The organism is Mesobacillus sp., assembly GCF_047739415.1.
GTDB lineage: Bacteria > Bacillota > Bacilli > Bacillales > Cytobacillaceae > Mesobacillus.
The window spans coordinates 1-20,253 of sequence record NZ_JBIQOE010000114.1; the positions used below are offsets into that span (position 1 = coordinate 1).

Consider the following 20,253-nt stretch of genomic DNA (forward strand, 5'->3'; position numbering starts at 1 on the left):
TACGGACTTGACCAGGATTCAAAGGAGGAAAAAGTAGATGAGCCAGTTTCTCGTTAAAGAAGGCGTAAAGAACCAGATTCGCAAAGGTGAAAAACTAGTCACAACGCATTGCTGCTACTGCGGGATGCAGTGCGGCATGCATATCCGTGTCGATGAAAAGAATAACAAAGTTGTCGGTGTAGAACCGCGTTATGACTGGGTTTTAACAAGAGGGAAGATGTGCCCTAAAGGGGTTACGGCGTACCAGACGATCGACCATCCAGACCGCATCAAGACACCTTTGATCAAAAAGAATGGAAAGTTCGTTGCTGCAACCTGGGAAGAAGCGCTTGATCTGATTGAAAGAAAGTATAAAGAGATCCAGGGAACATACGGCAAGGATGCGCTGGCTGTGTATGGCGGTGTGTCAATGACAAATGAAAAATGCTACCTTGTAGGAAAATACGCACGTGTCGGACTGGGCACTCGTTATATCGATTATAATGGCCGCTACTGCATGAGTTCTGCTGCCGGCGGATTCAATAAGACGCTTGGAATTGACCGGGGATCATCACTTCCGTGGACGGAACTCGAGCATAGTGACTGCTTCTTCATGGCAGGCTCTAACACTGCAGAATGTCACCCTACTAGTATCCAGTGGTTCTGGAAAGCGAAGGACAAAGGCGCAAAGCTCATTGTTGCCGATCCGCGTGAAACTGCAACTGCAAGAGTTGCTGATGTTCACCTTGATCTTCTTCCTGGAACAGACTCTGCTTTAGCAAATGGAATCATGCACTTGCTGATCAAACATGATTATGTGGATCACGAATATGTCCAGGAGCGCTGCAATAATTTCGAAGAATTGAAAGAAATGACAGCTAAATTCACGCCAGAATATACATCGAAAATTACTGGTGTCGCAGCAGAAAAAATCATCAAAGCTGCACACATCTTTGGAAAGTCACCTCGTTCAGTCGTGATGTTCGCTCGCGGAGCGGAACAGCAGACAGCAGGTGTTGATAACGTAAGTCTTTACACGTCCATGGCATTATTGCGCGGCCAGATCGGCAAATTTGCTTCTGGTGTAGCCACTTTTACAGGCCAGGGAAATGGCCAGGGCGGTCGTGAACACGGCCAGAAAGCTGACTTGCTTCCAGGATACCGGAAGCTTACTGATCCTAAAGAAGTTGAATACGTTTCAGGTGTATGGGGCATTAAGCCGGAAGACATGCCGCAGCCAGGGGTTTCAGCATATGAAATGTTCCACCTGATGGAAGCTAAGACAATTCGCGGGCTTCATGTCATTTGCTCAAATCCGGTTGTATCATCACCAAATATAAACTATGTTCAAGAACAACTGGAAAACCTTGATTTCTTAGTCGTAAATGATTTCTTCCTTTCTGAGACAGCTGAACTTGCAGATGTTGTACTTCCAGCGACAACATGGGCTGAGGATGAAGGAACGACTACAAATACGGAAGGCCGAATCATCCATATCCGTAAAGTCGTTGATCCGATCGGTGAATCCAAACCAGACTGGGAGATTATGAGCCTGATTGCTGAACGTCTCGGTAAAGGCCAGCACTTCCAATATAATGAGCCAAGAGAGATCTTCGATGAACTTCGCCTTGCATCAAAAGGCGGCAAAGCCGATTACTATGGTGTCACCTACGAAAAAATCGATGAACAGGACGGTGTTTTCTGGCCGGCTCCTGCACTTGACCATCAGGGAACTCCTTCGATGTTCAAAGAGAAGTTCGAAACGCCAGATGGCAAAGCGAATCTCGCGGTTTGTGATTACAGAGGACCTGCAGAAGTACAGTCAAAAGAATATCCACTTTGGCTGACTACAGGCCGTGTCGTATTCCATTACCTTTCAGGAAACCAGACAAGACGCGTCGACTTCCTGAAGGAGCAATGTCCAGAGCCATTCGTGGAAATGCATCCTGAACTGGCAAGCCAGTACCAGATTGAGAACGGCGAAAGAGTGAAGCTTACCACTCCGCGAGGCGATATGATCGCTCCGGTAAAAATAACGAAAGCAATCCGCAAAGATACGATGTTCGTCCCTTATCACTGGGGCAAAAAGCTGGCGGTCAACCAATTGACCAGCCCGGCGTTGGATCCAATCTCACGGATGCCTGAATTTAAAGTCTGTGCTGTAAAACTTGAAAAACTGACTAAATAGGAGGAACGGCCATTATGAATAAAATAATGTATCTAGAATTTGAACGCTGTATCGGATGCCGTGCCTGCCAGGCAGCCTGCCGTGAGTGCGGAGACCATGATGCAAAAGAACGGAACTATGTAGAATATGTTGACTTTACCGAATCACGCCAGACCTTCCCGATGCTGTGCATGCAATGTAAAGACCCGGCATGTGCGCGTGTATGCCCGGCTAACGCAATCCAGATCACGGATGAGGGCGTCGTGCTTTCCGCGATGGAAGAGAAGTGTATCGGCTGCCGCAACTGTACGTTTGGCTGCCCATTCGGTATCCCGAAATTCGACTTCGAGAAGAACAAAATGTACAAATGCGATATGTGCTATGACCGAACACGTCATGATATTGCGCCAATGTGTGCATCTGTTTGCCCGAGTGATGCCATCCGCTTCATCGACTTTGATGAAATGCAGCAATTGCGCAGAAAACGTACCCAAATGAACCTCGTTGAAGGCAAAAAGCCGCAAGAGGGCAATAAATGGGATTACGTACCTGAATTCTTCGGCGTATATACTGATTCACAATCATAATAGAAATGCGGAAGCGCCTTGGTGAGCCCCGACAAGCGCTGGAGGGCCGACCGGTGAAGTCGCTCTTTGACTTCATTGGGCGGACCGAAGCGTCTCGAGGGGGTAGGCGCTGGAGCTGGACACTTCTCGAAGTAAGTAGAAATTAACAAGAAAATTTCATGCAGCCGGCCAGAAAAGAGCGCTAAGTTCATTAGGGCCGGCTCTATTTTTAGATCGATAATTACTATATTGGCGAAAATCTGATTTTATTGGCGAAGTTCACTACTTTATTGGCGAAAATAAAATTATATTGGCGACTTGGAAATTTTCAGCGATTTTTTCCAGTTGGGTTTCAACTAATTTGATATAAGGTAGGGAATAATAACCCATCCTAAAAAAGAGGTGCTTTAAACATGTTAAAAGGAAATGTGCTGGCGGTGACAAGCGGAAAAGGCGGAGTTGGGAAGTCTTCACTATCAGTGAATCTTGCGCTCGCGCTTCAAAAGCTTGGCAAGTCCGTTGCAATCATCGACCTTGATATATACGGATTCAGTGTACCGAAAATACTTAATATAGATGCAAAACCAAAAACCTTCAACGGAAAGATCATTCCGGTTGAGGCACACGGCATAAAGGTGATGTCAATGGGATTCCTTGTGAAGGATAATGAACCGATCGTTTGGCGCGGCCCGATGCTCGGCAAAATGATCCAGCATTTTACAGAAGATGTCCTCTGGGGAGAAATGGATTATTTCATTCTCGATATGCCTCCTGGCACGGGAGATGTAGCGCTTGATATGCACCTGATGATTCCGCAGAGTAAGGAAATCGTCGTGACGACACCGCATAAGGCTGCTTCATTCGTAGCGGAACGCGCTGGTTCAATGGCAATCAAGAGCAAGCATGAAGTCATCGGCGTGGTTGAAAATATGTCATATTTCAAGCCCGAAGACAGCGACCAGAAGTATTTCATTTTTGGTAAAGGCGGCGGCGAGGAGCTTGCAGCACAGCTTGGTACGGAATTGCTGGGACAGCTGCCAATACAGGAAGCGGATGAGAATAGTGAGACACCAGCGATTTCGACGGAAAATACTCCGCTATTCAAGGAATATCTTAACCTGGCAGAAAAAATCGATGCTAAGTTTTAGCTCTAGGAACAGGAGGATTTGGCTATGAGTGATGATAAAAAACAGACACATCATGAAGATGATAAAGATATGATCAAGCTGATCGATAATCTGAACAGGAAAGACGATGTCCATTTGAATAGAAGGGCGTTTTTGAAAGCTTCGTTTGGTGCCACCGTCGCCATCGGATTGGCAACGACTCCATTCGGAATCTTCACATTCCTGCGCGATGAAAATGGAGAAGTAAAGAGAGTGGAAATCACCGATATTGAAGACCTGGCAATCGGCGAATCCAGGAACTTCAACTACCCGACGAAGAATGAACCGGCCATTTTGGTGAGGACACCGGAGGACAAATTTGTCGCGTACAACAATAAATGTACTCACCTTCAATGCCCAGTTTTTTATGAGCATAAGGAAAATGTCTTGCTGTGCCCTTGCCACAAAGGTTATTTCAATGTAGACAGCGGCCAGCCGATGGCAGGACCACCGCAGCGCGAGCTTCCAAAAATCCTTCTTGAAATTAAGGATGGCAAGGTTTTCGCAGTAGGGAGGGAAGTAAGGCATGGATAAAAAACGAATTGCTTTTTTCTCGATTTTCCTGTTCCTTGCGATTAATGTGTTCTCGCTATCCAATGCCATCGAAGGCTATTATGGACTTGAAGATGAGCGTGTATATGGTGCGGTGATTGTCGCGCTGATTTCTACTCTGTTGGCAACAACGGCCTTCTTCATTTGGAGGAAGGCAGAGTATAAAAAGTAAGCTGCTGGCGATGATAAAAAGAGAGTTCTTTTAGGATATGGACAATTTCCGCAAAACTTGGAATTGGTTAACTAAAAGAGTCTGAAAGGGAGGAATATACATGGTTTCCCATTCTATTTTTCATCACGACAGCAAAAAAGAATCAATTGAGGAAGTACTTGAAAATTCTGTTGAGATTGAAGAAGATTTGATGCGCACCTACTTAATAACAGCTGAACGAGTCCACGACGATCCTGAGCTGAAGGAACGCCTTGAAAACTTCGCGGAAGGAAATGCGAAACGGACAAAGCAGCTGATTGATGAATTGAATAAAGAAAAATGAAAAAGCAGCGGAAATTATCCGCTGCTTTTCTTTAAGTATGAGTGAATTGGCGCTTCCACTTTTTTAGCTAAACTGGTTAGTCGGCACTATCTTAATATTTTCTCCTTCGAACTTCCTTTCCCCAAAAAGGGTGATCAAGGTGCAGCTCATGATACGGAATGGGCTTTCAGCGATTTCATACTCAGCAAGCAGGCCGGATCCTAATTCTTCGCCTTCTGGGTTTAAAGCCTGCACATTCTGGCCTTCAAGTGTCCTTAGCTTGGCTTTCATCAAGAATACCTTCCACTCTTCCCAATTTTTAATTAGAAACGCCTTCTCACCGTTCTCCAGATACCCTAGCTGGCAGCCTCTTTCATCAATGGCGGCTTCGTTTCCGTAGCTAATCTCCATGATAATATCCCGTAAAAATTGAAATTCATCAAGGTCAAGGTATGGATCGATCTGGAATTCAACTTCGTTTCCCGTTTCCTTGATTGTGGCAAGCGTCTTGTTGTTCCTTATGACAGATTTGTTTTTAATGTGTTCGGACTTAATATGTTCGATGGGAGTACCCATAAGTTTCAAAATAAGCATAATAATCTCCTTTATTCGGTCGACTTGTTACCTTCATTATAATGATTTTGCCCTATCTGCGGTGTGACAAACTTCATTAAGTCCCCAGAAAATCCGGATATAGTTCGAAAGCTATAGGTAGCGACATGATTCGACGAAAACTGTCAATAAATTGGATTGTTTATTAAAAAGATTACAAATTTTGCAGTGCTTGTAGCAAAACTGAAAGCTGGGTGAAATCTTGAATGAAAAATAGTTTGATAGAATACAATGATAAGGTTTGATGGCAAGCCGCAAAAGGGAAATAGAACAGTTAGCTAATACAAATTTTTAATGCCTGAAGGAGTCCGAAGGCTCTTTTTATGGTTTGGTAAATTATAAAAATTATAAGTTTTGGATAACTATATTTAGTATTCTTAATCCAGCTCCAGCGCCTAGCCCCTCGAGTCGCTTGTCTAGTTTTGCCTCCTAGAAACTCCGAAACTTCAACTCCGCCGGCAGAAGCAAAAAGCGCTTCTTTGTCGGAGTCTCCAGTTTCTGCGTTTCTGGGCAGTCGGCTATACATTTCGATTTCGGTCCGCTCAGGTGAAGTCAAAGAACGACTTCACCGGTCGGCCCTCCGTGGCACACGATGTGCTAGACCCGCCAGCCACAGGACGTGGCGTTATTAGGCGGGCAGCGCTTGTCGGGGCTGAACGAGTCGCTTGCGCTTTTTGTTCTGGATTGATCATTATGAGAAGTCGGAGGAAAGTCATGACATTTGAAGAGCAATTAATCAAAAAGTCGTATTTTGAAACTTATATGGAATCAGGAAATAGGACACATCCTGTTCGTGTTCTTGGGGAGCTTTACCTTGAAGAGCAAAAGAATGATATGCCAGATTTGTCGTATATCCGTTTTGCTCAGGGAGAGGTTTATTTTCACAATAAAGATTTTGAAGCGGCGATTTTTAAGTGGGAGAACATTACAAATGAGTTCGAGCCGTGGGCGAAAAAGAACATGGGTGATGCCTTCCTTGAGCTTGGTCTGCTTACTTCCGCGGAGGAGCTGTACCTGTCGATTCAAACAGAGAGCAACGTGCTTAAAATTGAGAGCGGCCTTCAGCTCCTATCTCTCTACATAGAGCAGGGAAAGCTTGAAAAGGCAGTTGCTGTCATTAAGAAGTCAGTGGCGCTTGATCCGGATTATCCTGGCGTAACCGAGATTGCCCGCGCTTTCTTTGAAGAGCACCAGGACTGGGATAATGCAGTAGAGCTGGCGGTAAATGAAGGTGTTCGCACCGGTTCGCCTAAGTGGTTTAGTGTCTTGAATCAGTATGTAGAACAAGGGCATACCGTTCAGTTCGCACCGGATTATTTTAACGAAGCTTTATCCGTCTTATTTCAGGTGGACAGAAGCCGGTTTGAACAGTTGTCTGTATCCCTGTGGGAAAGCTATAAGGACCAAAGTTCGTACATGACATGGCTAAGGGAATTTAACCAATTGTTCAGCGGGATGGACGGCAATAGAAAAGATGGCTGGACCCATCTGTCAGCGGTCTATCAGGACACGTATTTCGAGTTGATTAACGGGGATCGATTGATCAAGGAAATTTCACCGTTGGTCCCTGAATTGCTAACCAATTGGCTGAAAATCACAAGTCCTGTTAACAGTCTTGTATCGGCATCATCGATTATTGCGTGGAATGAGGTATTTCCAGGGACCATCACCTCGTCCGCGATTCACGATGCCGAGGATCTTATTCTGAATTCGCGCGAGTACCATGATGGCTATGAGGATAGCATGCAGCTATTCCAAAGTATCATTGAATGGGCGGAGAATCATGAGATAGAGGTCGGCAACAGGATTAAGTGGATGGTCCAGGAGCTGCAGGAGTCCAATGTTCATAATCTGTTGATCGCTGGTATAACTGGCAATGGGAAGTCCTCATTCGTCAATACCATTGTTGGGGAAGAGCTGATCACGTCACCAACTGCTGCTGTCATCCGTTTCAGGAATGAGGAGAATCCGGAAATCCATGAAATTACGGATGCAGACCTCCGCCAGATCACGGATATCGAGGACTTCAAGGAAGCGTCAGGAGTTCGCCGTCAGACGCACAAGAATGAAACAATCATTGATTTCAAGGCAGAGTTCCCATTCTTGCGGGAACACGAATTAGCATTGATTGATACTCCAGGAATCAACAGTAATAACTATGACAAGCATCCGTTATACAATTACTTGAGATTTGCTGATAGTCTGCTTTTCGTGCTCAATGCGAATGATCCTTTTACGGAAAAAGAAAGGGAAATCCTCTCGAAAATTTCAGAGTACTTCCCGGATCTGCCTATACACTTCTTGTTGAATAAAATAGATGTGATATACAGTCAGCAGGAGGCCATTGATGTTTTTGACCAGACATGGCAAGAAATCAGCCAATATTATCCTGATTCGAAAATGTTTGCTTTCTCATCAAACTATGATAAAGGCAAGCAGCTGAGGGATTTCTCTGATTTTATTCAAACAAACAGAAGCACAGTCAACTTCGAGCAGGAACGTACCGCAAAACTGCAGTTCTTCGTCAGAAGGGCGATCACGTATTTGCTTGATAAACGGATTGAAATCGAGAATAACCATATGGAATCAAACAGCTGGAATGAAGAAATGGTGAGCAAACTTAATGGCGCCATCAACCAGCTGGGGGATATTGAAGAAGAGAAGTCAAGTTCGATCCAGAAGTCATACCGAAAAATCAAGGATGAAACCCGTGCGGAAATCATTGAGAAGATTCCTGAATTATTGCGTGGGTGTTCGGAATTGGTGACGGAGGACAGCGATTTCGGAAAAATCCATGCTGAAATGGACGAAGAAATGAACAAGAAAATCCAGGTATATCTCGATGGAACCGTACTGCCGAAATTCCATGAGGATTTACGGGGGTGGATTCAACATTCGAAGGACGAATTCGATCAAAGCCAAAACTATTTGAATGAAATGGCCGAGGGTTTTAACTCCATGTATGGAGATGAAAGGATTAGTCTCGACTGTGATTTCAGAGTACTAGATGACTGGCGCCGCGATGCCGACCGGATGACAAACGGCGTCCACTATGAAAAGGTCAACATCATGAACCGCTCGACGCCGCAGCAGTTCTTCCTGAAAAGCGCCGGCAAGTTGCTCGGAGTGCTGCCGCAAAACAATGCGATGCTTTATAACAGATACAAAACCTATCTCGAGACTGAGGATTATTATGAAATCGGCGTAACGATTGCGAAAAGATTTCTGCAGCAATTTGAGATTTTCGAAAAATCGATTGAACGTGATGTAAATCTGTTTTTCAAAGATCCATTCAAAATTCTTGAGAAAGCAGTAGAAGAAGCCAAGTCTGAAATCAATTATGGAAAGAACGAACTTGAAAAAATGAGAATTAACCCAGAACTTTACCGCGACCCATTGACACTGTACGAAGTAAAACTTCGTCAGTACGAATGGATGACCGCAGCAGGCAGGGGATAATCGAAAAGGAAGATTCCGAATTGGGGTCTTCCTTCTTGTTGCAGAAAAAAAGAATATAATTAAATTTTCATAATAATATTGACAATATAAGTATAGGAGTTTAAAGTAAAATTTATCGATTTGCAACATTAACTTAATAAAGAAATTCTCTTATCAAGAGTGGCAGAGGGACTGGCCCTGTGACGCCCAGCAACCGTTCCAAATGGAATTGGTGCTAAATCCTGCAAAACATTTATTTGTTTTGAAAGATAAGAGAGGAATTCGACCTTTGCATTCTACTGCGTTTGAAACCTCTCTTTTCTGGAGAGGTTTTTTTATTGTCTAGTTCCAGCGCCTAGCCCCTCGAGTCGCTTCGTTCCGCCCAATGAAGTCAAAGAACGACTTCACTGGTCGGGCCTCCAGCGCTTGTCGGGGCTGACCAAGGCGCTTGCACTTTTCTTATTTGTTTTTGCTAAGCAGATCAATCAAAGGGGGAAAATCAGATGAAAAAAGGAATTAAAAAGGTGTTTTTAAGTGCAGTTGCTTCTGCATTGCTGTTGACAGGCTGCGGCGGGGGAGAGACGAAGACTGCCAGCGGTCCGGTAGAAGGAGTGCCGGAGCGATTTGCTAAAGGGGAGGAAGTCAAAATCAAAGTCATCCGCAAGATTGGCGGAGACGATCATACAGCGCAGTTTTTAGCCGGAGCGAAAGCAGAAGGGGAAGCGCTCGGATTCAAGGTAGACGTCTTCACGGCGAATGGAGATACAGCCAAATTCCATGACGCGATCAATCAGGGGCTCCAGCAGGACTATGATGGCTTCATCATTTCCCATGGAGATGACGCAGCTACAGTAGACGATGTGAAAAAATTAGTGGAAAAAGGTAAGAGTGTCGTAACTTTCGATTCAAATCCGGATCTGGCTCAGGTCGAAGGTGTCACACTTACATCTCAGGATGATGAAGCCCTCGCAACGCAGGCACTAGACCAGCTTGTGAAGGATCAAAATGGAGAAGCGAATATCGTGTACCTCTGGGTTGATGGCTTCCCGCCAATGGTCAGAAGAAATAAAGTTTACCAGGAAACCTTGAAGGCAAACCCGGGAATCAAAGAGGTTGAGAGATTCGGAGTGGCTGCAGCCGATACAAGCGTACAGACGCAGAATGCTGTTGCAGCCATGCTCAACAAGCATCCAAAAGGAGAAATTGATGCAATTTTTGCGACTTGGGACGCTTTTGCAATCGGTGCAGCTCGTGCGATTAAGGAAGCTGGCCGAGATGAGATTAAAATTTACGGAATTGATGTATCCAATGCCGACCTGCAGGAGATCCAGGGAGAAGACAGCCCATGGAAATACACTGCCGCCGTTGATCCAAAGCTGATCGGAGAAGTGAATATGAGATTGCTGGCGAAAAAGCTGGCTGGCGAAGAAACACCAGCAACCTATGACCTTGAAGCATCACTGATTTCGCAGGAACAGCTGCAGCAGTCTAAAAATCCGGTGAACATGGTCAATCTTGCTGAAATCATCGAAGGCTGGGGCGAATCGGATGCATTTTTGGAAGATTGGATGGAGAAATTGAAGGATCACTATAAGAATTAACTATTAAAAAGGTTGGTTGAGAATTTATATAGCGAAAAAATTATTTTTATAGCGACTTTTCCGATTATATAGCGATTTTTTTGATTATATAGTGGAAATTCCATTTTTATAGCGAACTGGAAATTCCGCGCGATTTTTTCCAGTTCAGCGAACAAAGCAGACACTCTCAAAAAAAGAGTGTCTGTTTTCCAGATTGATAGGGAGGAGGAACCCGGATGAAACTGCAAATGAAAAACATCAGTATTGATTTTCCGGGGGTGCGTGCACTGAACGATGTGGATTTCAGCACAGAAACGGGCAGGATCCATGCGTTGATTGGCGCGAACGGCGCGGGAAAATCGACATTAATGAAGGTGCTTTCCGGTGCCCACGATCATTACACAGGGGAAATCCAGCTCGATGGCGAGAGGATGGAAATCAGGACGCCGAGCGACGCGCAAAAATTTGGTATCCAGACGGTCTATCAGGAGGTTGATACAGCAATCATCCCGTCGCTGACTGTTGGAGAAAATATCATGCTCAATTACACGGTGCAGGCAATGGAAAACAAGCACTGGGTGAATTGGAAGCAGCTTTTCAAACAGGCAGAGGCTATTCTATCCGGCATGAACCTCCAAATTTCTGTGAAAAAGCTTGCCGGTGAGCTGACGCTTGCGGAGAAACAGCTGGTCCTGATTGCGCGTGCGATTTCAAGTGATTGCTCCTTTTTGATACTTGATGAACCAACCGCTCCGCTCAGCCATATCGAAACTTCTGAACTGTTCCGAATCACGAGGGATCTGGCGAAAAGGAATGTGGGCATCATCTTCATCTCCCATCGAATGCCCGAGATCTTTGAGTTGTGTGATGAGCTGACCATCATGCGAAATGGCGAGCTTGTGGTTAAAAAGAGCACTGCTGAAGTCGACAATCACCAGGTGATAGAATACATGCTTGGCCGCAAGCTCGAGGACCAATTCCCGGCAAAGGTCAGCACGTTCGGAGACACCCTTCTGGAAGTCGAAGGCTTAACAGATGGAGACAAGGTGCAAAATACTTCCCTCCATGTAAAAGCAGGGGAGATTGTCGGTCTGGCCGGCCTGGTTGGAGCGGGAAAGACTGAGCTTTGCAAAGCCTTGTTTGGTGCGACACCTACCAAAAGCGGAACCGTAAAGTTAAAAGGAGAAACCCTTAAGCTAACGAGTCCTCATGCTGCGGTAAAAAGCGGTCTGGCCCTTGTACCGGAAGAACGGCGCAAGGAAGGCGTGCTAGTCGCGGAATCTGTTGCCTCCAACCTGACAGCGGTCAACTTGAAAAAGTTCTCCCGACTCTTTGGTTTTATCGACCGGCGCGCTGAAAAGAAAACGGCACATGAGTACATAAATGCCCTCGGCATCAAGACACCATCAGAAAATGCCAAAGTTGAAAATCTCTCAGGAGGGAACCAGCAGAAGGTAGCGATTGGCAGGTGGCTGATTGCCGATGCGGATGTGTATATTTTTGATGAGCCAACCAAGGGTGTTGATGTAGGTGCGAAGCGGGATATTTTTGAATTGATTGCCCAGCTCGCAGCTCAAGGGAAAGGTGTCATTTATGCATCCTCAGAGCTGTCAGAAATCGTCGGCATCACGAACCGGGTTTATGTACTATATGACGGTGAACCTGTCAAAGAGCTTGAAACAGTCGCAACAACAGAAGAAGAACTTTTATTTTACTCAACAGGAGGAAGATAGGATGGAAGCGAAACTCCCATTGCAGCAAGAGCCAACGCAGAAAAAGACATTCGAACTGTTCCAGTTCCTCTATAAATATGGGACGATTTTGACAATCTTTGTCCTGGTCGCAATCTTCGCGGCAGCAAATCCGTCTTTTATCAACGGTGATAACGTAATTAATATACTGCGTTCGATTTCCATTGTGACCATCATCGCGATTGGCATCACCATCTCGCTGACGGTTGATGGCTTTGATTTATCTGTCGGCTCGGTCGCATCCCTATCCAACGCCATCGTCATTTCGATGTTCGTCTGGTTCTCGCAGAACACGCTGATTGCCGTATTATCAGCAATCGCGGCTGCGCTGATTGTCGGTGCGCTTAACTCGCTGATGATTGTAAAGCTGAAGATTCCGGACATGCTGATGACATTGGCGATGATGTTCATTATCCAGGGAACGGCGCTGACTTATACGAAGGGCGCGACGGTTTCGGAGAATATGATTCTGCCTGATGGAAGTTTTTCAACAGGAACGATCAGCCCGTTTTTTGCTAAAATAGGGCAGGTTCCGTGGATCATCCTGATCATGGCAATCGCTGTCATCATTGTCCATATATTCCTGACGTATACAAAGCACGGCCGCTATATGTATGTGATTGGCGGGAACAAGGAAGCAGCCAGGCTTTCAGGCATCCCGGTCAATCGGTATAAAACCGCTGCCTATCTCCTTTCCGCTTTATTTGCGGCAATTGGCGGCATCGTCCTTGCTTCGCGTGTCATGACTGCAGAAATTAATGCTGGTTCACCCTATTTAATGGATTCGGTTGCTGCTGCTTTCATTGGCTTTTCCGTCCTTGGAGCTGGCAAGCCCAACGCATTCGGAACCTTTGTCGGAGCAGTGCTGATCGGAATTTTGCAAAATGGTCTCGTCATGATGTCGGTACCGTATTATGCGATGGATATCGTGAAGGGAACTGTGCTGGCTTTTGCCCTTGGCATAACTTATTACAAGCAAAAACATTAGAGGGCAGTAACATACAATGATAAATTCGTTACTGCAAATACGATTAACAGGATATAGAATATTTCTATATCCTGTTTTATTGTGAAGGAATATTAGGTTTAAAAAGGAAGTATATAAAGAGACATCGTTTTGGAGGAGGGATAGGAAATTTACAGAAGGATTTTTATATACATAGCAGAATGGATTTTATTATTAATTGTCGTTTTTTATTTTCTTATCTTTCAACTGCTATTTCTAGGGAACATCGCTGTGGTAGATAAGGAAGAAGATGCTGTAATTTTTCCTTACAGTTATTCGTTCGTAATTTTAGTCGTATGTATATTTTTCTATTTTTACATAAAGCATCTCCAGGGGGGCCGTAGGTATCGGAAGGTCAAGGAGATCATATGGGGGTTGTTCTTCGCGGCCGCTGCAGTCAACAGCCTGTTTTGGTTTTCAATGAATGGAGCAGTGTATTCAAAAGAGTTGTTGAGTAATCAAATACTACTTGCCGCTATCTTTCTAGGATCCGCCTTGCTGGCAGCTCAAATTGCGATCAAATACAAAAGGGAAGGCTCAGAAAAAATCTGAGCCTATTTTTATTCTTCAAAAAATGGCCGATTCGCATAGTAATACATCCAGCCCATCATAATCCCGCCGCCGATCAGGTTGCCGATTGTCACGGGAATCAAATTATGAATCACGCCTGCAAAAGTAACAGATTGAGGGTCGTCCAGGACCATGCTGATGGCAAAAGTACACATATTGGCGATGCTGTGTTCATAACCCGAAATAAAGAAGCAGTAGACGAAAAACACCATTGCGAACATTTTTGCTCCGTCGCCCTTCATCGACATCGGCAGGAAGAATGCCAGGCAGACGAGCCAGTTACAGAGAATCCCTCGAAAAAAAAGCTCTGAAGTTGGTGCAAGTGTCTTTTTTTCAGCGACGCTTAACAAGAATCCGTTTACGGAATGATCATCAAACAATCCTGTTGTGTAAATCAAAAAAGCAAATGCAGCTGCGCCAATGATATTGCCGACGTAGCTGTAAATCCACATCCTGGCCACCTGAAGCCAGGCCATTTTTTTCCTAAGAGCTGCAAACGTATAGTAAAAGGTGTTCCCAGTGAACAGGTCTCCTCCACCATAAGCAATCAGGATAATCGCGGCACCAAAGGTAATGGCAGCTATAGGGTAAGCGAAGGGCGAGTGTTCCACATAAAATGGATTCCCCGTCTTGAACGCAACGATCACACCAAAGCCGATGAACATCGAAGCCAGGGCAGCCCTGGCCAGATAACGCGTCTTGCTTTGTTTGAAAATCTTGTGTTTTTTTAAAGCCAGTTTTTCGACTTCTTGTAAGGCTTGTACTTCCAAATGAAATCACCCGATTTTCTTCATATAATATGAATTTAATACTTCCTTTAATGTAAATGATTCCCCAGACTGCGGTTAAAAAACAGTAATTCTTCCTACTAATGCAAACGACATGCGAAGCGGAGGGTGGTTATATCGAAAAGTAAATGAAAAAAGACTGAATCACTAGGATTCAGTCTTTTTAAAGTGCCTATTAAAAAGTATCTCTAACGAACTGGGGATTGCGCTGCATCGAGGCAAAAAGGACAATGCCGCTTACAAGTAGAAGTCCGCTTGTCAGTACGAATACCGAAGTGAAACCAAAGTATCCCGCAAGGAAACCGCCGAGCACTGGACCGACAATGTTTCCGAAGAAACGGAGACTCGTGTTGTAGCCGAGTACTTCTCCCTGCATGGCAACAGGTGCTTCCTGCCTGATATAAGCCACCCTGACAGGGATGATGCCGCCAATGGTGATTCCGAGCAGGAACCTGATTAGGACGAGCTGCCAAATGTTACCGACAAAACCGCCAGGCAAATAGATGATCGCTGATAAAAATAAAAGTACGACAAGTATTTTAATATAGCCAACCCGGTCGGCAATTTGGCCCCATTTCCGAGCCATTAACAAATTGCCAAGCCCCGCTGCGGAAAAGGCGATTCCAGAAAAGAATGCCAGGTTTTCCGGACCATGCAGCTCGCCCACATATAGTGAAAGGATTGGCTGGATACTGAAATGAGCAATCTGCACAAGCATCGACATGAGCAGAACATTGACCATGATCGGATTTTTTAAAATATGCTGAAGAACTTCTTTGCGGCTGTAATTTGTTTTTGTTCCTTTCTTGATATCGACTCTGTACTCCATGACAAAGAATACGAGCAGACCAGAAAGAACGATGAATGCCGAGGTTGATTGGAAGGTTGTCGCATAGCCTAAGGAGTCAGCGAGAACCCCGCCAAGCATTGGGCCGAGCAACGATCCAGTGATACTGCCAGTTTGCAGTGTTCCTAACACTTTGCCTGCTTCTTCCTTCGATGTCTGCGTTGAAATAAGTGCTTGTGATACAGGAATGAAGCCAGAGAATAAGCCCATGAACATTCTCAATAAAAATAACTCCCAGACGGAAGTTGCAAATCCTAGCAGGAAGACGGATAACCCCATCCCGATTCCCATAAAAATGAGGATTCTCTTCCGACCGAATCGGTCACCCAATCTTCCAATAACAGGTGAAAATAGAAAGGCTGTTACGAACGTAATACTGAACGTCAGTCCCGACCAGTTTTGGACATACCTTTCTGAAAAATCTCCAAAAGTTTCGATGTACAATGAGAGAAAAGGCATTACCATTGTCATGCTGCCGGCGATGAAGAAATTCGCGAACCACATGATCATCAAGTTGCGTTTCGCCTTTTGCTGCTGAGTCATTCCATCAACACTTCTTTCTCGGAACGAATATTTCGCTTTTCTAAATATGATACCAAAATTTTGCTCGATTGAAAACCAATCGAGCAAGCAGAGTCTATCTCATCCGTTCCAGTAATTCAATTCTATTGCCAAACGGATCATGTAAATAAATTCTATTAGCGCCTGGAAGCTTGTCATCTTCTATGTATTCCACTTCCCTAGAGGCCAAATGCTTCTTCAATTCTTCAAGATTGTCTATTTCAAAAGCCGGATGTGCCTTGCGTGCAGGTACAAATGGGTCTTCAATGCCAACATGAATCTGGCAATTTCCAAATTGAAACCATGCCCCGCCCCGCTTTTTCAACTCTGCTGGTTTTTCGATTTCTTCAAATCCTAATATATTTCCAAAAAATATCCTGGCCTCATTTTCAGAACCCTCAGGGGCCGCCAGCTGAATATGGTCAATCGCTTTGAACTTAAATTTCATAATGAATCCCTCCCCAACCCCAATTTTAAACAAAATGGCAAAATAAACAAATAACAAGATATCAATCTATATGTATAAGTTTTTCTTATCATTTATTCGGTAATACAAGCCTAATCCTCAACATATAAATTAGTAAAAGTTATGTACGTTTTTTAAAAAGAGGGGGAAGTAAGAATGAAAAAAAGATTCTTTGCGATTGTGATGATGGCGATCACAGCGCTTGTAGTATCGGCCTGTGGTACAAGCAACTCGGGAGGAACAGGATCCGAGACTGAAAAGAAGGAGCTGAGGGTGGTCACCGACGCAGCATATGCACCATTTGAGTACATGGAAGGCGACAAGATTGTTGGCTTCGATATCGATTTCCTGAAAGCTGCCGCGAAGGAAGCAGGATATGAGCTGAAGATCGAAAATGTTGGCTGGGATCCGATTTTTGTTGAGATTAAGAGCAAGCGAGCTGATCTGGCAGTATCCTCGATCTCAATCAATGATGAGCGCAAGCAGACCTATGACTTTTCATTGCCATATTTCTTATCCACCAATAAAATCCTCGTCCGTGAAGACAGCGATATTAAAAGCGCTGCTGATCTGAAGGGCAAGGTAGTGGCAGTCCAAAACGGCACAACCGGGCAGGCAGCAATGGATAAGCTCCTTGGCAAGAATAACGAGGATATTAAGAAATTCGATAACAACAACCTGGCAATCATGGAAATGCTCTCCGGAGGAGCAGATGCAGTCGTCGCTGATAACGGTGTTGTCGAAGTATATGCAAAAAATAACCCGAATGAAAAACTGAAAGTCATTGAAGACAGCGACAGCTTTGAGGCGGAATACTATGGACTCCTTTTCCCGAAAGGCACCGATTTGAAGGCAGACTTCGATAAAGCAATCAAGAAAATCGTCGAGAATGGAACGTATGAAAAAATTTATCAAGAATGGTTCGGCCAAGAGCCAAACATGGAAATGCTGAAGGCGGAACAAGAAGCATCAGAGTAATTACCCGTAAACAATTAATCTTCGAAGATGCGTAACTCTTGAAAACAGCGTTACGCATTTTTTTGTAAATCTTTATCTAAAAATTTAGTCCCAGGCCTGGGGGCTTTGGAGGGCAAGCTATGGATTTTCGTTTTGATATTATTGTTGAATATACTCCTTTTCTAATAAAAGGGACGCTGCTGACAATCGGGCTATCTTTGGCCGGGATCTTAATTGGGACAATCCTTGGCTTGTTCATCGGTCTCGGTAAAATCCAGCGACGAAAACTGCTGACCTGGCCATTTGTCTGGTATATTACTTTCTTCCGCGGGACCCCGTTATTTGTTCAAATACTGCTGATTCATTTTGGTGTAGTTCCTATGCTCATAGGGGAGACAAACGGGATTGTCGCAACAATCATCGCCTTGTCCCTGAATGCGGCTGCCTATATCGCCGAGATTTTCAGGGCGGGGATCCAGTCGATCGATCGCGGGCAGATGGAAGCAGCCCGCTCACTGGGAATGACCCATGTCCAGGCAATGAGGTATGTCATTTTACCCCAGGCATTCAAGCGGATGATTCCGCCTTTAGGTAATGAATTCATCGTGCTTATTAAGGAATCATCACTCGCGGCGATTGTCGCGACTCCGGAAATTATGTACTGGGGCCGGGCTATGGCAGGTCAGTATTACCGTGTATGGGAGCCGTATCTCACTGCAGCAGTCATCTACCTCATCCTGACACTATCGCTTAGCTTTTTATTAAATCTTCTTGAAAGAAGGCTGAAGACAGAATGATCAAAGTCGCTAATTTGCAAAAATCATTTGGAAGCCACAAGGTTTTGAATGGAATAAATGTTGAGGTCCAGCCACAGGAGGTTGTAGTGGTGATCGGTCCATCAGGTTCCGGTAAATCCACCTTCCTCCGCTGCATAAACCTGCTTGAAACAATAACGGACGGGCATGTGCTGATCGAAGATACTGATATAACTGATAAGGATACGAATATTAACAAAGTTCGAGAAGAGGTCGGAATGGTATTTCAGCATTTCAACCTGTTCCCGCATAAGACGGTGCTTGAAAACATCATGCTGGCACCGCTGAAGGTACGAGGTGTTTCGGAACAGCAGGCAAGGGCAAAAGGAATGGAGCTGCTGAAAAAGGTAGGGCTGGAGGACAAAGCAGAAGCCTACCCAGATTCACTTTCCGGCGGGCAAAAGCAGCGGGTGGCGATCGCCCGCGCCCTTGCGATGGAGCCAAAAATCATGCTGTTCGATGAACCAACCTCAGCCCTTGATCCAGAAATGGTCGGGGAAGTTTTAGAGGTCATCAAACAACTTGCACGCGAAGGAATGACGATGGTCGTCGTCACCCACGAAATGGGCTTTGCCCGCGAAGTCGGCGACCGCGTCATTTTCATGGACGGAGGATTGGTCGTGGAAGAAAACAAGCCAGATGAGATCTTCGAAAACCCGCAGCACGAACGGACGAAAGCCTTTTTGAGCAAGGTGCTGTAATTAGAATAGGAAGCCCGATTTTTTTATAGTCGCGGCTTCTTTTTTGGATAACCATAAATAAATCAGCTGCAACCGTAAATAAAAGTTGAGCAACCGTAAATAAATCGGCTACAATCGTAAAATATATCGATGGCAACCGGTAATCAAACTATGGAAACCGGTAATAAACTTCTTTAATACTGAAATGACCATCGGAAAACTGGTAAGTTCAACACCAATCACTCGGAATTCTGCTATCAATACGGTCTAATAACATCATTAATGGACTATAGGTAGGGAAACCAGACCGTTTATTTGATAATTTATCCAATTAGTGATTGCTAAAACTAATATAATTAGTTAAAATAAAACTAACGACATTAGTTTTATGGGAGGTTCATTAAAATGAGAATGATTAAAGAGGGGTTTTTATATCAGCTGACGTTCATGCCAAGGATTTTTCCTGTGAATTGTTATTTTATTGAGGAGGAGGATGGGCTGACGTTAATTGATGCGGCTCTTCCGTATAGCGCGAAGCCAATTTTGGAGGCTGCTGAAAAAATTGGAAAACAAATTAAACGGATTGTTTTAACCCATGCTCACGGTGACCACATTGGTGCTCTTGATGAACTGAAAGACAAACTGAATGTTCCGGTATATATATCTGACCGCGATTCCCGTCTTTTAGCCGGTGATACCTCTCTTGACTCATCCGAACCTCAGACATCGATTCGCGGCGGTGTGCCAAAGAACATTCAAACAAGACCGGATGTGCTCCTAAAGGAAGGAGACCAAATTGGTTCTTTGCTAGTCATCTCAACTCCCGGCCACACACCGGGGTCGATATCATTTTTTGATCAGAGAACTGATATGTTGATTGGAGGAGATGCCTTTCAGACAAGGGGTGGCACAGCCGTATCTGGTATGACCATACCGTGGTTTCCTTTTCCAGCGATGGCGACCTGGAATAAAGGAATCGCGCTGCAGAGTGCCCGGAAAATTCATGGGCTAAACCCAACCCTTCTAGCGGTTGGACACGGGGAATTGCTCCGGGATCCTCAAGCAATTATTGAAAAAGCTATCCAAAAAGCTGAGGCAACTTTTAAAAAATAAAGGAGTGCGGAAATATGTCACCAAGACCGAAGATTGCGCTTGATAAAAATACGATTGTGTTAGCTGCTGCTGAACTTGCGAATGAGCATGGAAGTGAATATGTAACGCTTGCTTTGCTGGCAAAAAGGCTCAACATCAAACCGCCTTCTTTATACAACCACTTTGA

At 44.7% G+C, this 20,253-nt stretch carries 20 protein-coding genes and 1 riboswitch; of the genes, 16 read left to right on the forward strand and 4 right to left on the reverse strand.

Features of this window, described 5'->3' with window-relative positions:
• The first annotated feature begins 37 nt into the window (after positions 1-37).
• From fdhF to ACH0QE_RS09265, 6 genes are all read left to right on the forward strand, one after another.
• Entirely contained in the window at positions 38-2,167 is a 2,130-nt protein-coding gene (gene fdhF / locus ACH0QE_RS09240) for a formate dehydrogenase subunit alpha (protein ID WP_415800411.1), read from the forward strand.
• Positions 2,168-2,181: 14 nt separating this feature from the next.
• On the forward strand, positions 2,182-2,733 hold the full coding sequence (locus ACH0QE_RS09245; protein WP_207501954.1) for a 4Fe-4S dicluster domain-containing protein: 552 nt from the start codon (positions 2,182-2,184) through the stop codon (positions 2,731-2,733).
• 392 nt (positions 2,734-3,125) lie between these two features.
• Positions 3,126-3,860: an Mrp/NBP35 family ATP-binding protein gene (locus ACH0QE_RS09250; RefSeq protein WP_415800412.1), complete on the forward strand. Its 735-nt coding sequence runs from the start codon at positions 3,126-3,128 to the stop codon at positions 3,858-3,860.
• Positions 3,861-3,884: 24 nt separating this feature from the next.
• A complete protein-coding gene (locus tag ACH0QE_RS09255) occupies positions 3,885-4,412 on the forward strand; it encodes a ubiquinol-cytochrome c reductase iron-sulfur subunit (RefSeq protein WP_415800413.1) in 528 nt (175 codons plus the stop codon).
• Positions 4,405-4,602, forward strand: coding sequence for a hypothetical protein (locus ACH0QE_RS09260; protein ID WP_415800414.1), 198 nt, complete (start codon positions 4,405-4,407; stop codon positions 4,600-4,602). Before ACH0QE_RS09255 ends, ACH0QE_RS09260 begins: the two co-directional genes overlap by 8 nt.
• Positions 4,603-4,702: 100 nt before the next feature.
• Positions 4,703-4,924: a hypothetical protein gene (locus ACH0QE_RS09265; protein WP_415800415.1), complete on the forward strand. Its 222-nt coding sequence runs from the start codon at positions 4,703-4,705 to the stop codon at positions 4,922-4,924.
• Between the two features lie 63 nt (positions 4,925-4,987).
• On the opposite strand, the gene ACH0QE_RS09270 is transcribed toward ACH0QE_RS09265, so the two are convergent.
• Positions 4,988-5,497: a hypothetical protein gene (locus tag ACH0QE_RS09270; protein WP_415800416.1), complete on the reverse strand. Its 510-nt coding sequence runs from the start codon at positions 5,495-5,497 to the stop codon at positions 4,988-4,990.
• A 732-nt stretch (positions 5,498-6,229) separates the two neighbouring features.
• On the opposite strand from ACH0QE_RS09270, the gene ACH0QE_RS09275 reads away from it, so the two are divergent.
• The 5 genes from ACH0QE_RS09275 (at position 6,230) to ACH0QE_RS09295 (ending at position 13,842) form a co-directional block, all read left to right on the forward strand.
• Positions 6,230-8,974 carry a dynamin family protein gene (locus tag ACH0QE_RS09275; RefSeq protein ID WP_415800417.1) on the forward strand — a complete coding sequence of 915 codons (2,745 nt, stop codon included), beginning with the start codon at positions 6,230-6,232 and terminating at the stop codon, positions 8,972-8,974.
• Positions 8,975-9,121: 147 nt separating this feature from the next.
• Positions 9,122-9,229, forward strand: a riboswitch (SAM riboswitch).
• Positions 9,230-9,456: 227 nt separating this feature from the next.
• Positions 9,457-10,554, forward strand: coding sequence for a sugar ABC transporter substrate-binding protein (locus tag ACH0QE_RS09280; RefSeq protein ID WP_415800418.1), 1,098 nt, complete (start codon positions 9,457-9,459; stop codon positions 10,552-10,554).
• 215 nt (positions 10,555-10,769) lie between these two features.
• Positions 10,770-12,266 (forward strand): sugar ABC transporter ATP-binding protein, encoded by a 1,497-nt coding sequence (locus tag ACH0QE_RS09285; protein WP_415800419.1) that lies wholly within the window; start codon positions 10,770-10,772, stop codon positions 12,264-12,266.
• A gap of 1 nt (position 12,267) precedes the next feature.
• Positions 12,268-13,272 carry an ABC transporter permease gene (locus ACH0QE_RS09290; protein ID WP_415800420.1) on the forward strand — a complete coding sequence of 335 codons (1,005 nt, stop codon included), beginning with the start codon at positions 12,268-12,270 and terminating at the stop codon, positions 13,270-13,272.
• Positions 13,273-13,521: 249 nt separating this feature from the next.
• Positions 13,522-13,842, forward strand: a complete 321-nt coding sequence (locus ACH0QE_RS09295; RefSeq protein WP_415800421.1) for a hypothetical protein — start codon at positions 13,522-13,524, stop codon at positions 13,840-13,842.
• An 8-nt stretch (positions 13,843-13,850) separates the two neighbouring features.
• Here ACH0QE_RS09295 and ACH0QE_RS09300 read toward each other — a convergent pair whose 3' ends face one another.
• The 3 genes from ACH0QE_RS09300 to ACH0QE_RS09310 form a co-directional block, all read right to left on the reverse strand.
• Complete coding sequence (locus ACH0QE_RS09300) at positions 13,851-14,630, reverse strand: formate/nitrite transporter family protein (RefSeq protein ID WP_415800422.1); 780 nt, start codon at positions 14,628-14,630, stop codon at positions 13,851-13,853.
• Positions 14,631-14,823: 193 nt separating this feature from the next.
• Complete coding sequence (locus ACH0QE_RS09305; RefSeq protein ID WP_415800423.1) at positions 14,824-16,038, reverse strand: MFS transporter; 1,215 nt, start codon at positions 16,036-16,038, stop codon at positions 14,824-14,826.
• Positions 16,039-16,132: 94 nt separating this feature from the next.
• Positions 16,133-16,504 (reverse strand): VOC family protein, encoded by a 372-nt coding sequence (locus tag ACH0QE_RS09310; RefSeq protein WP_415800424.1) that lies wholly within the window; start codon positions 16,502-16,504, stop codon positions 16,133-16,135.
• A 174-nt stretch (positions 16,505-16,678) separates the two neighbouring features.
• On the opposite strand from ACH0QE_RS09310, the gene ACH0QE_RS09315 reads away from it, so the two are divergent.
• The 5 genes from ACH0QE_RS09315 to ACH0QE_RS09335 all read left to right on the forward strand — a co-directional run.
• Positions 16,679-17,500, forward strand: a complete 822-nt coding sequence (locus ACH0QE_RS09315) for a basic amino acid ABC transporter substrate-binding protein (RefSeq protein WP_415800425.1) — start codon at positions 16,679-16,681, stop codon at positions 17,498-17,500.
• A gap of 119 nt (positions 17,501-17,619) precedes the next feature.
• Positions 17,620-18,276 carry an amino acid ABC transporter permease gene (locus ACH0QE_RS09320; RefSeq protein ID WP_415800426.1) on the forward strand — a complete coding sequence of 219 codons (657 nt, stop codon included), beginning with the start codon at positions 17,620-17,622 and terminating at the stop codon, positions 18,274-18,276.
• Positions 18,273-18,995, forward strand: coding sequence for an amino acid ABC transporter ATP-binding protein (locus ACH0QE_RS09325; protein ID WP_415800427.1), 723 nt, complete (start codon positions 18,273-18,275; stop codon positions 18,993-18,995). Before ACH0QE_RS09320 ends, ACH0QE_RS09325 begins: the two co-directional genes overlap by 4 nt.
• A 384-nt stretch (positions 18,996-19,379) precedes the next feature.
• A complete protein-coding gene (locus ACH0QE_RS09330; protein WP_415800428.1) occupies positions 19,380-20,087 on the forward strand; it encodes an MBL fold metallo-hydrolase in 708 nt (235 codons plus the stop codon).
• A 14-nt stretch (positions 20,088-20,101) separates the two neighbouring features.
• A partial coding sequence (locus ACH0QE_RS09335) for a TetR/AcrR family transcriptional regulator (RefSeq protein WP_415800429.1) occupies positions 20,102-20,253 on the forward strand: 152 nt, incomplete at its 3' end.

Bases quoted from the DNA above. Each gene is read 5' to 3' on its own strand.
- ACH0QE_RS09255 (WP_415800413.1), top strand. From the start codon at position 3,885: ATGAGTGATGATAAAAAACAGACACATCATGAAGATGATAAAGATATG.
- ACH0QE_RS09245 (WP_207501954.1), top strand. From the start codon at position 2,182: ATGAATAAAATAATGTATCTAGAATTTGAACGCTGTATCGGATGCCGT.
- ACH0QE_RS09260 (WP_415800414.1), top strand. From the start codon at position 4,405: ATGGATAAAAAACGAATTGCTTTTTTCTCGATTTTCCTGTTCCTTGCG.
- ACH0QE_RS09275 (WP_415800417.1), top strand. From the start codon at position 6,230: ATGACATTTGAAGAGCAATTAATCAAAAAGTCGTATTTTGAAACTTAT.
- ACH0QE_RS09320 (WP_415800426.1), top strand. From the start codon at position 17,620: ATGGATTTTCGTTTTGATATTATTGTTGAATATACTCCTTTTCTAATA.
- ACH0QE_RS09280 (WP_415800418.1), top strand. From the start codon at position 9,457: ATGAAAAAAGGAATTAAAAAGGTGTTTTTAAGTGCAGTTGCTTCTGCA.
- ACH0QE_RS09270 (WP_415800416.1), bottom strand. From the start codon at position 5,497: ATGCTTATTTTGAAACTTATGGGTACTCCCATCGAACATATTAAGTCC.
- ACH0QE_RS09250 (WP_415800412.1), top strand. From the start codon at position 3,126: ATGTTAAAAGGAAATGTGCTGGCGGTGACAAGCGGAAAAGGCGGAGTT.
- ACH0QE_RS09265 (WP_415800415.1), top strand. From the start codon at position 4,703: ATGGTTTCCCATTCTATTTTTCATCACGACAGCAAAAAAGAATCAATT.
- ACH0QE_RS09305 (WP_415800423.1), bottom strand. From the start codon at position 16,038: ATGACTCAGCAGCAAAAGGCGAAACGCAACTTGATGATCATGTGGTTC.
- ACH0QE_RS09310 (WP_415800424.1), bottom strand. From the start codon at position 16,504: ATGAAATTTAAGTTCAAAGCGATTGACCATATTCAGCTGGCGGCCCCT.
- ACH0QE_RS09325 (WP_415800427.1), top strand. From the start codon at position 18,273: ATGATCAAAGTCGCTAATTTGCAAAAATCATTTGGAAGCCACAAGGTT.
- ACH0QE_RS09290 (WP_415800420.1), top strand. From the start codon at position 12,268: ATGGAAGCGAAACTCCCATTGCAGCAAGAGCCAACGCAGAAAAAGACA.
- fdhF (WP_415800411.1), top strand. From the start codon at position 38: ATGAGCCAGTTTCTCGTTAAAGAAGGCGTAAAGAACCAGATTCGCAAA.
- ACH0QE_RS09330 (WP_415800428.1), top strand. From the start codon at position 19,380: ATGAGAATGATTAAAGAGGGGTTTTTATATCAGCTGACGTTCATGCCA.
- ACH0QE_RS09285 (WP_415800419.1), top strand. From the start codon at position 10,770: ATGAAACTGCAAATGAAAAACATCAGTATTGATTTTCCGGGGGTGCGT.
- ACH0QE_RS09315 (WP_415800425.1), top strand. From the start codon at position 16,679: ATGAAAAAAAGATTCTTTGCGATTGTGATGATGGCGATCACAGCGCTT.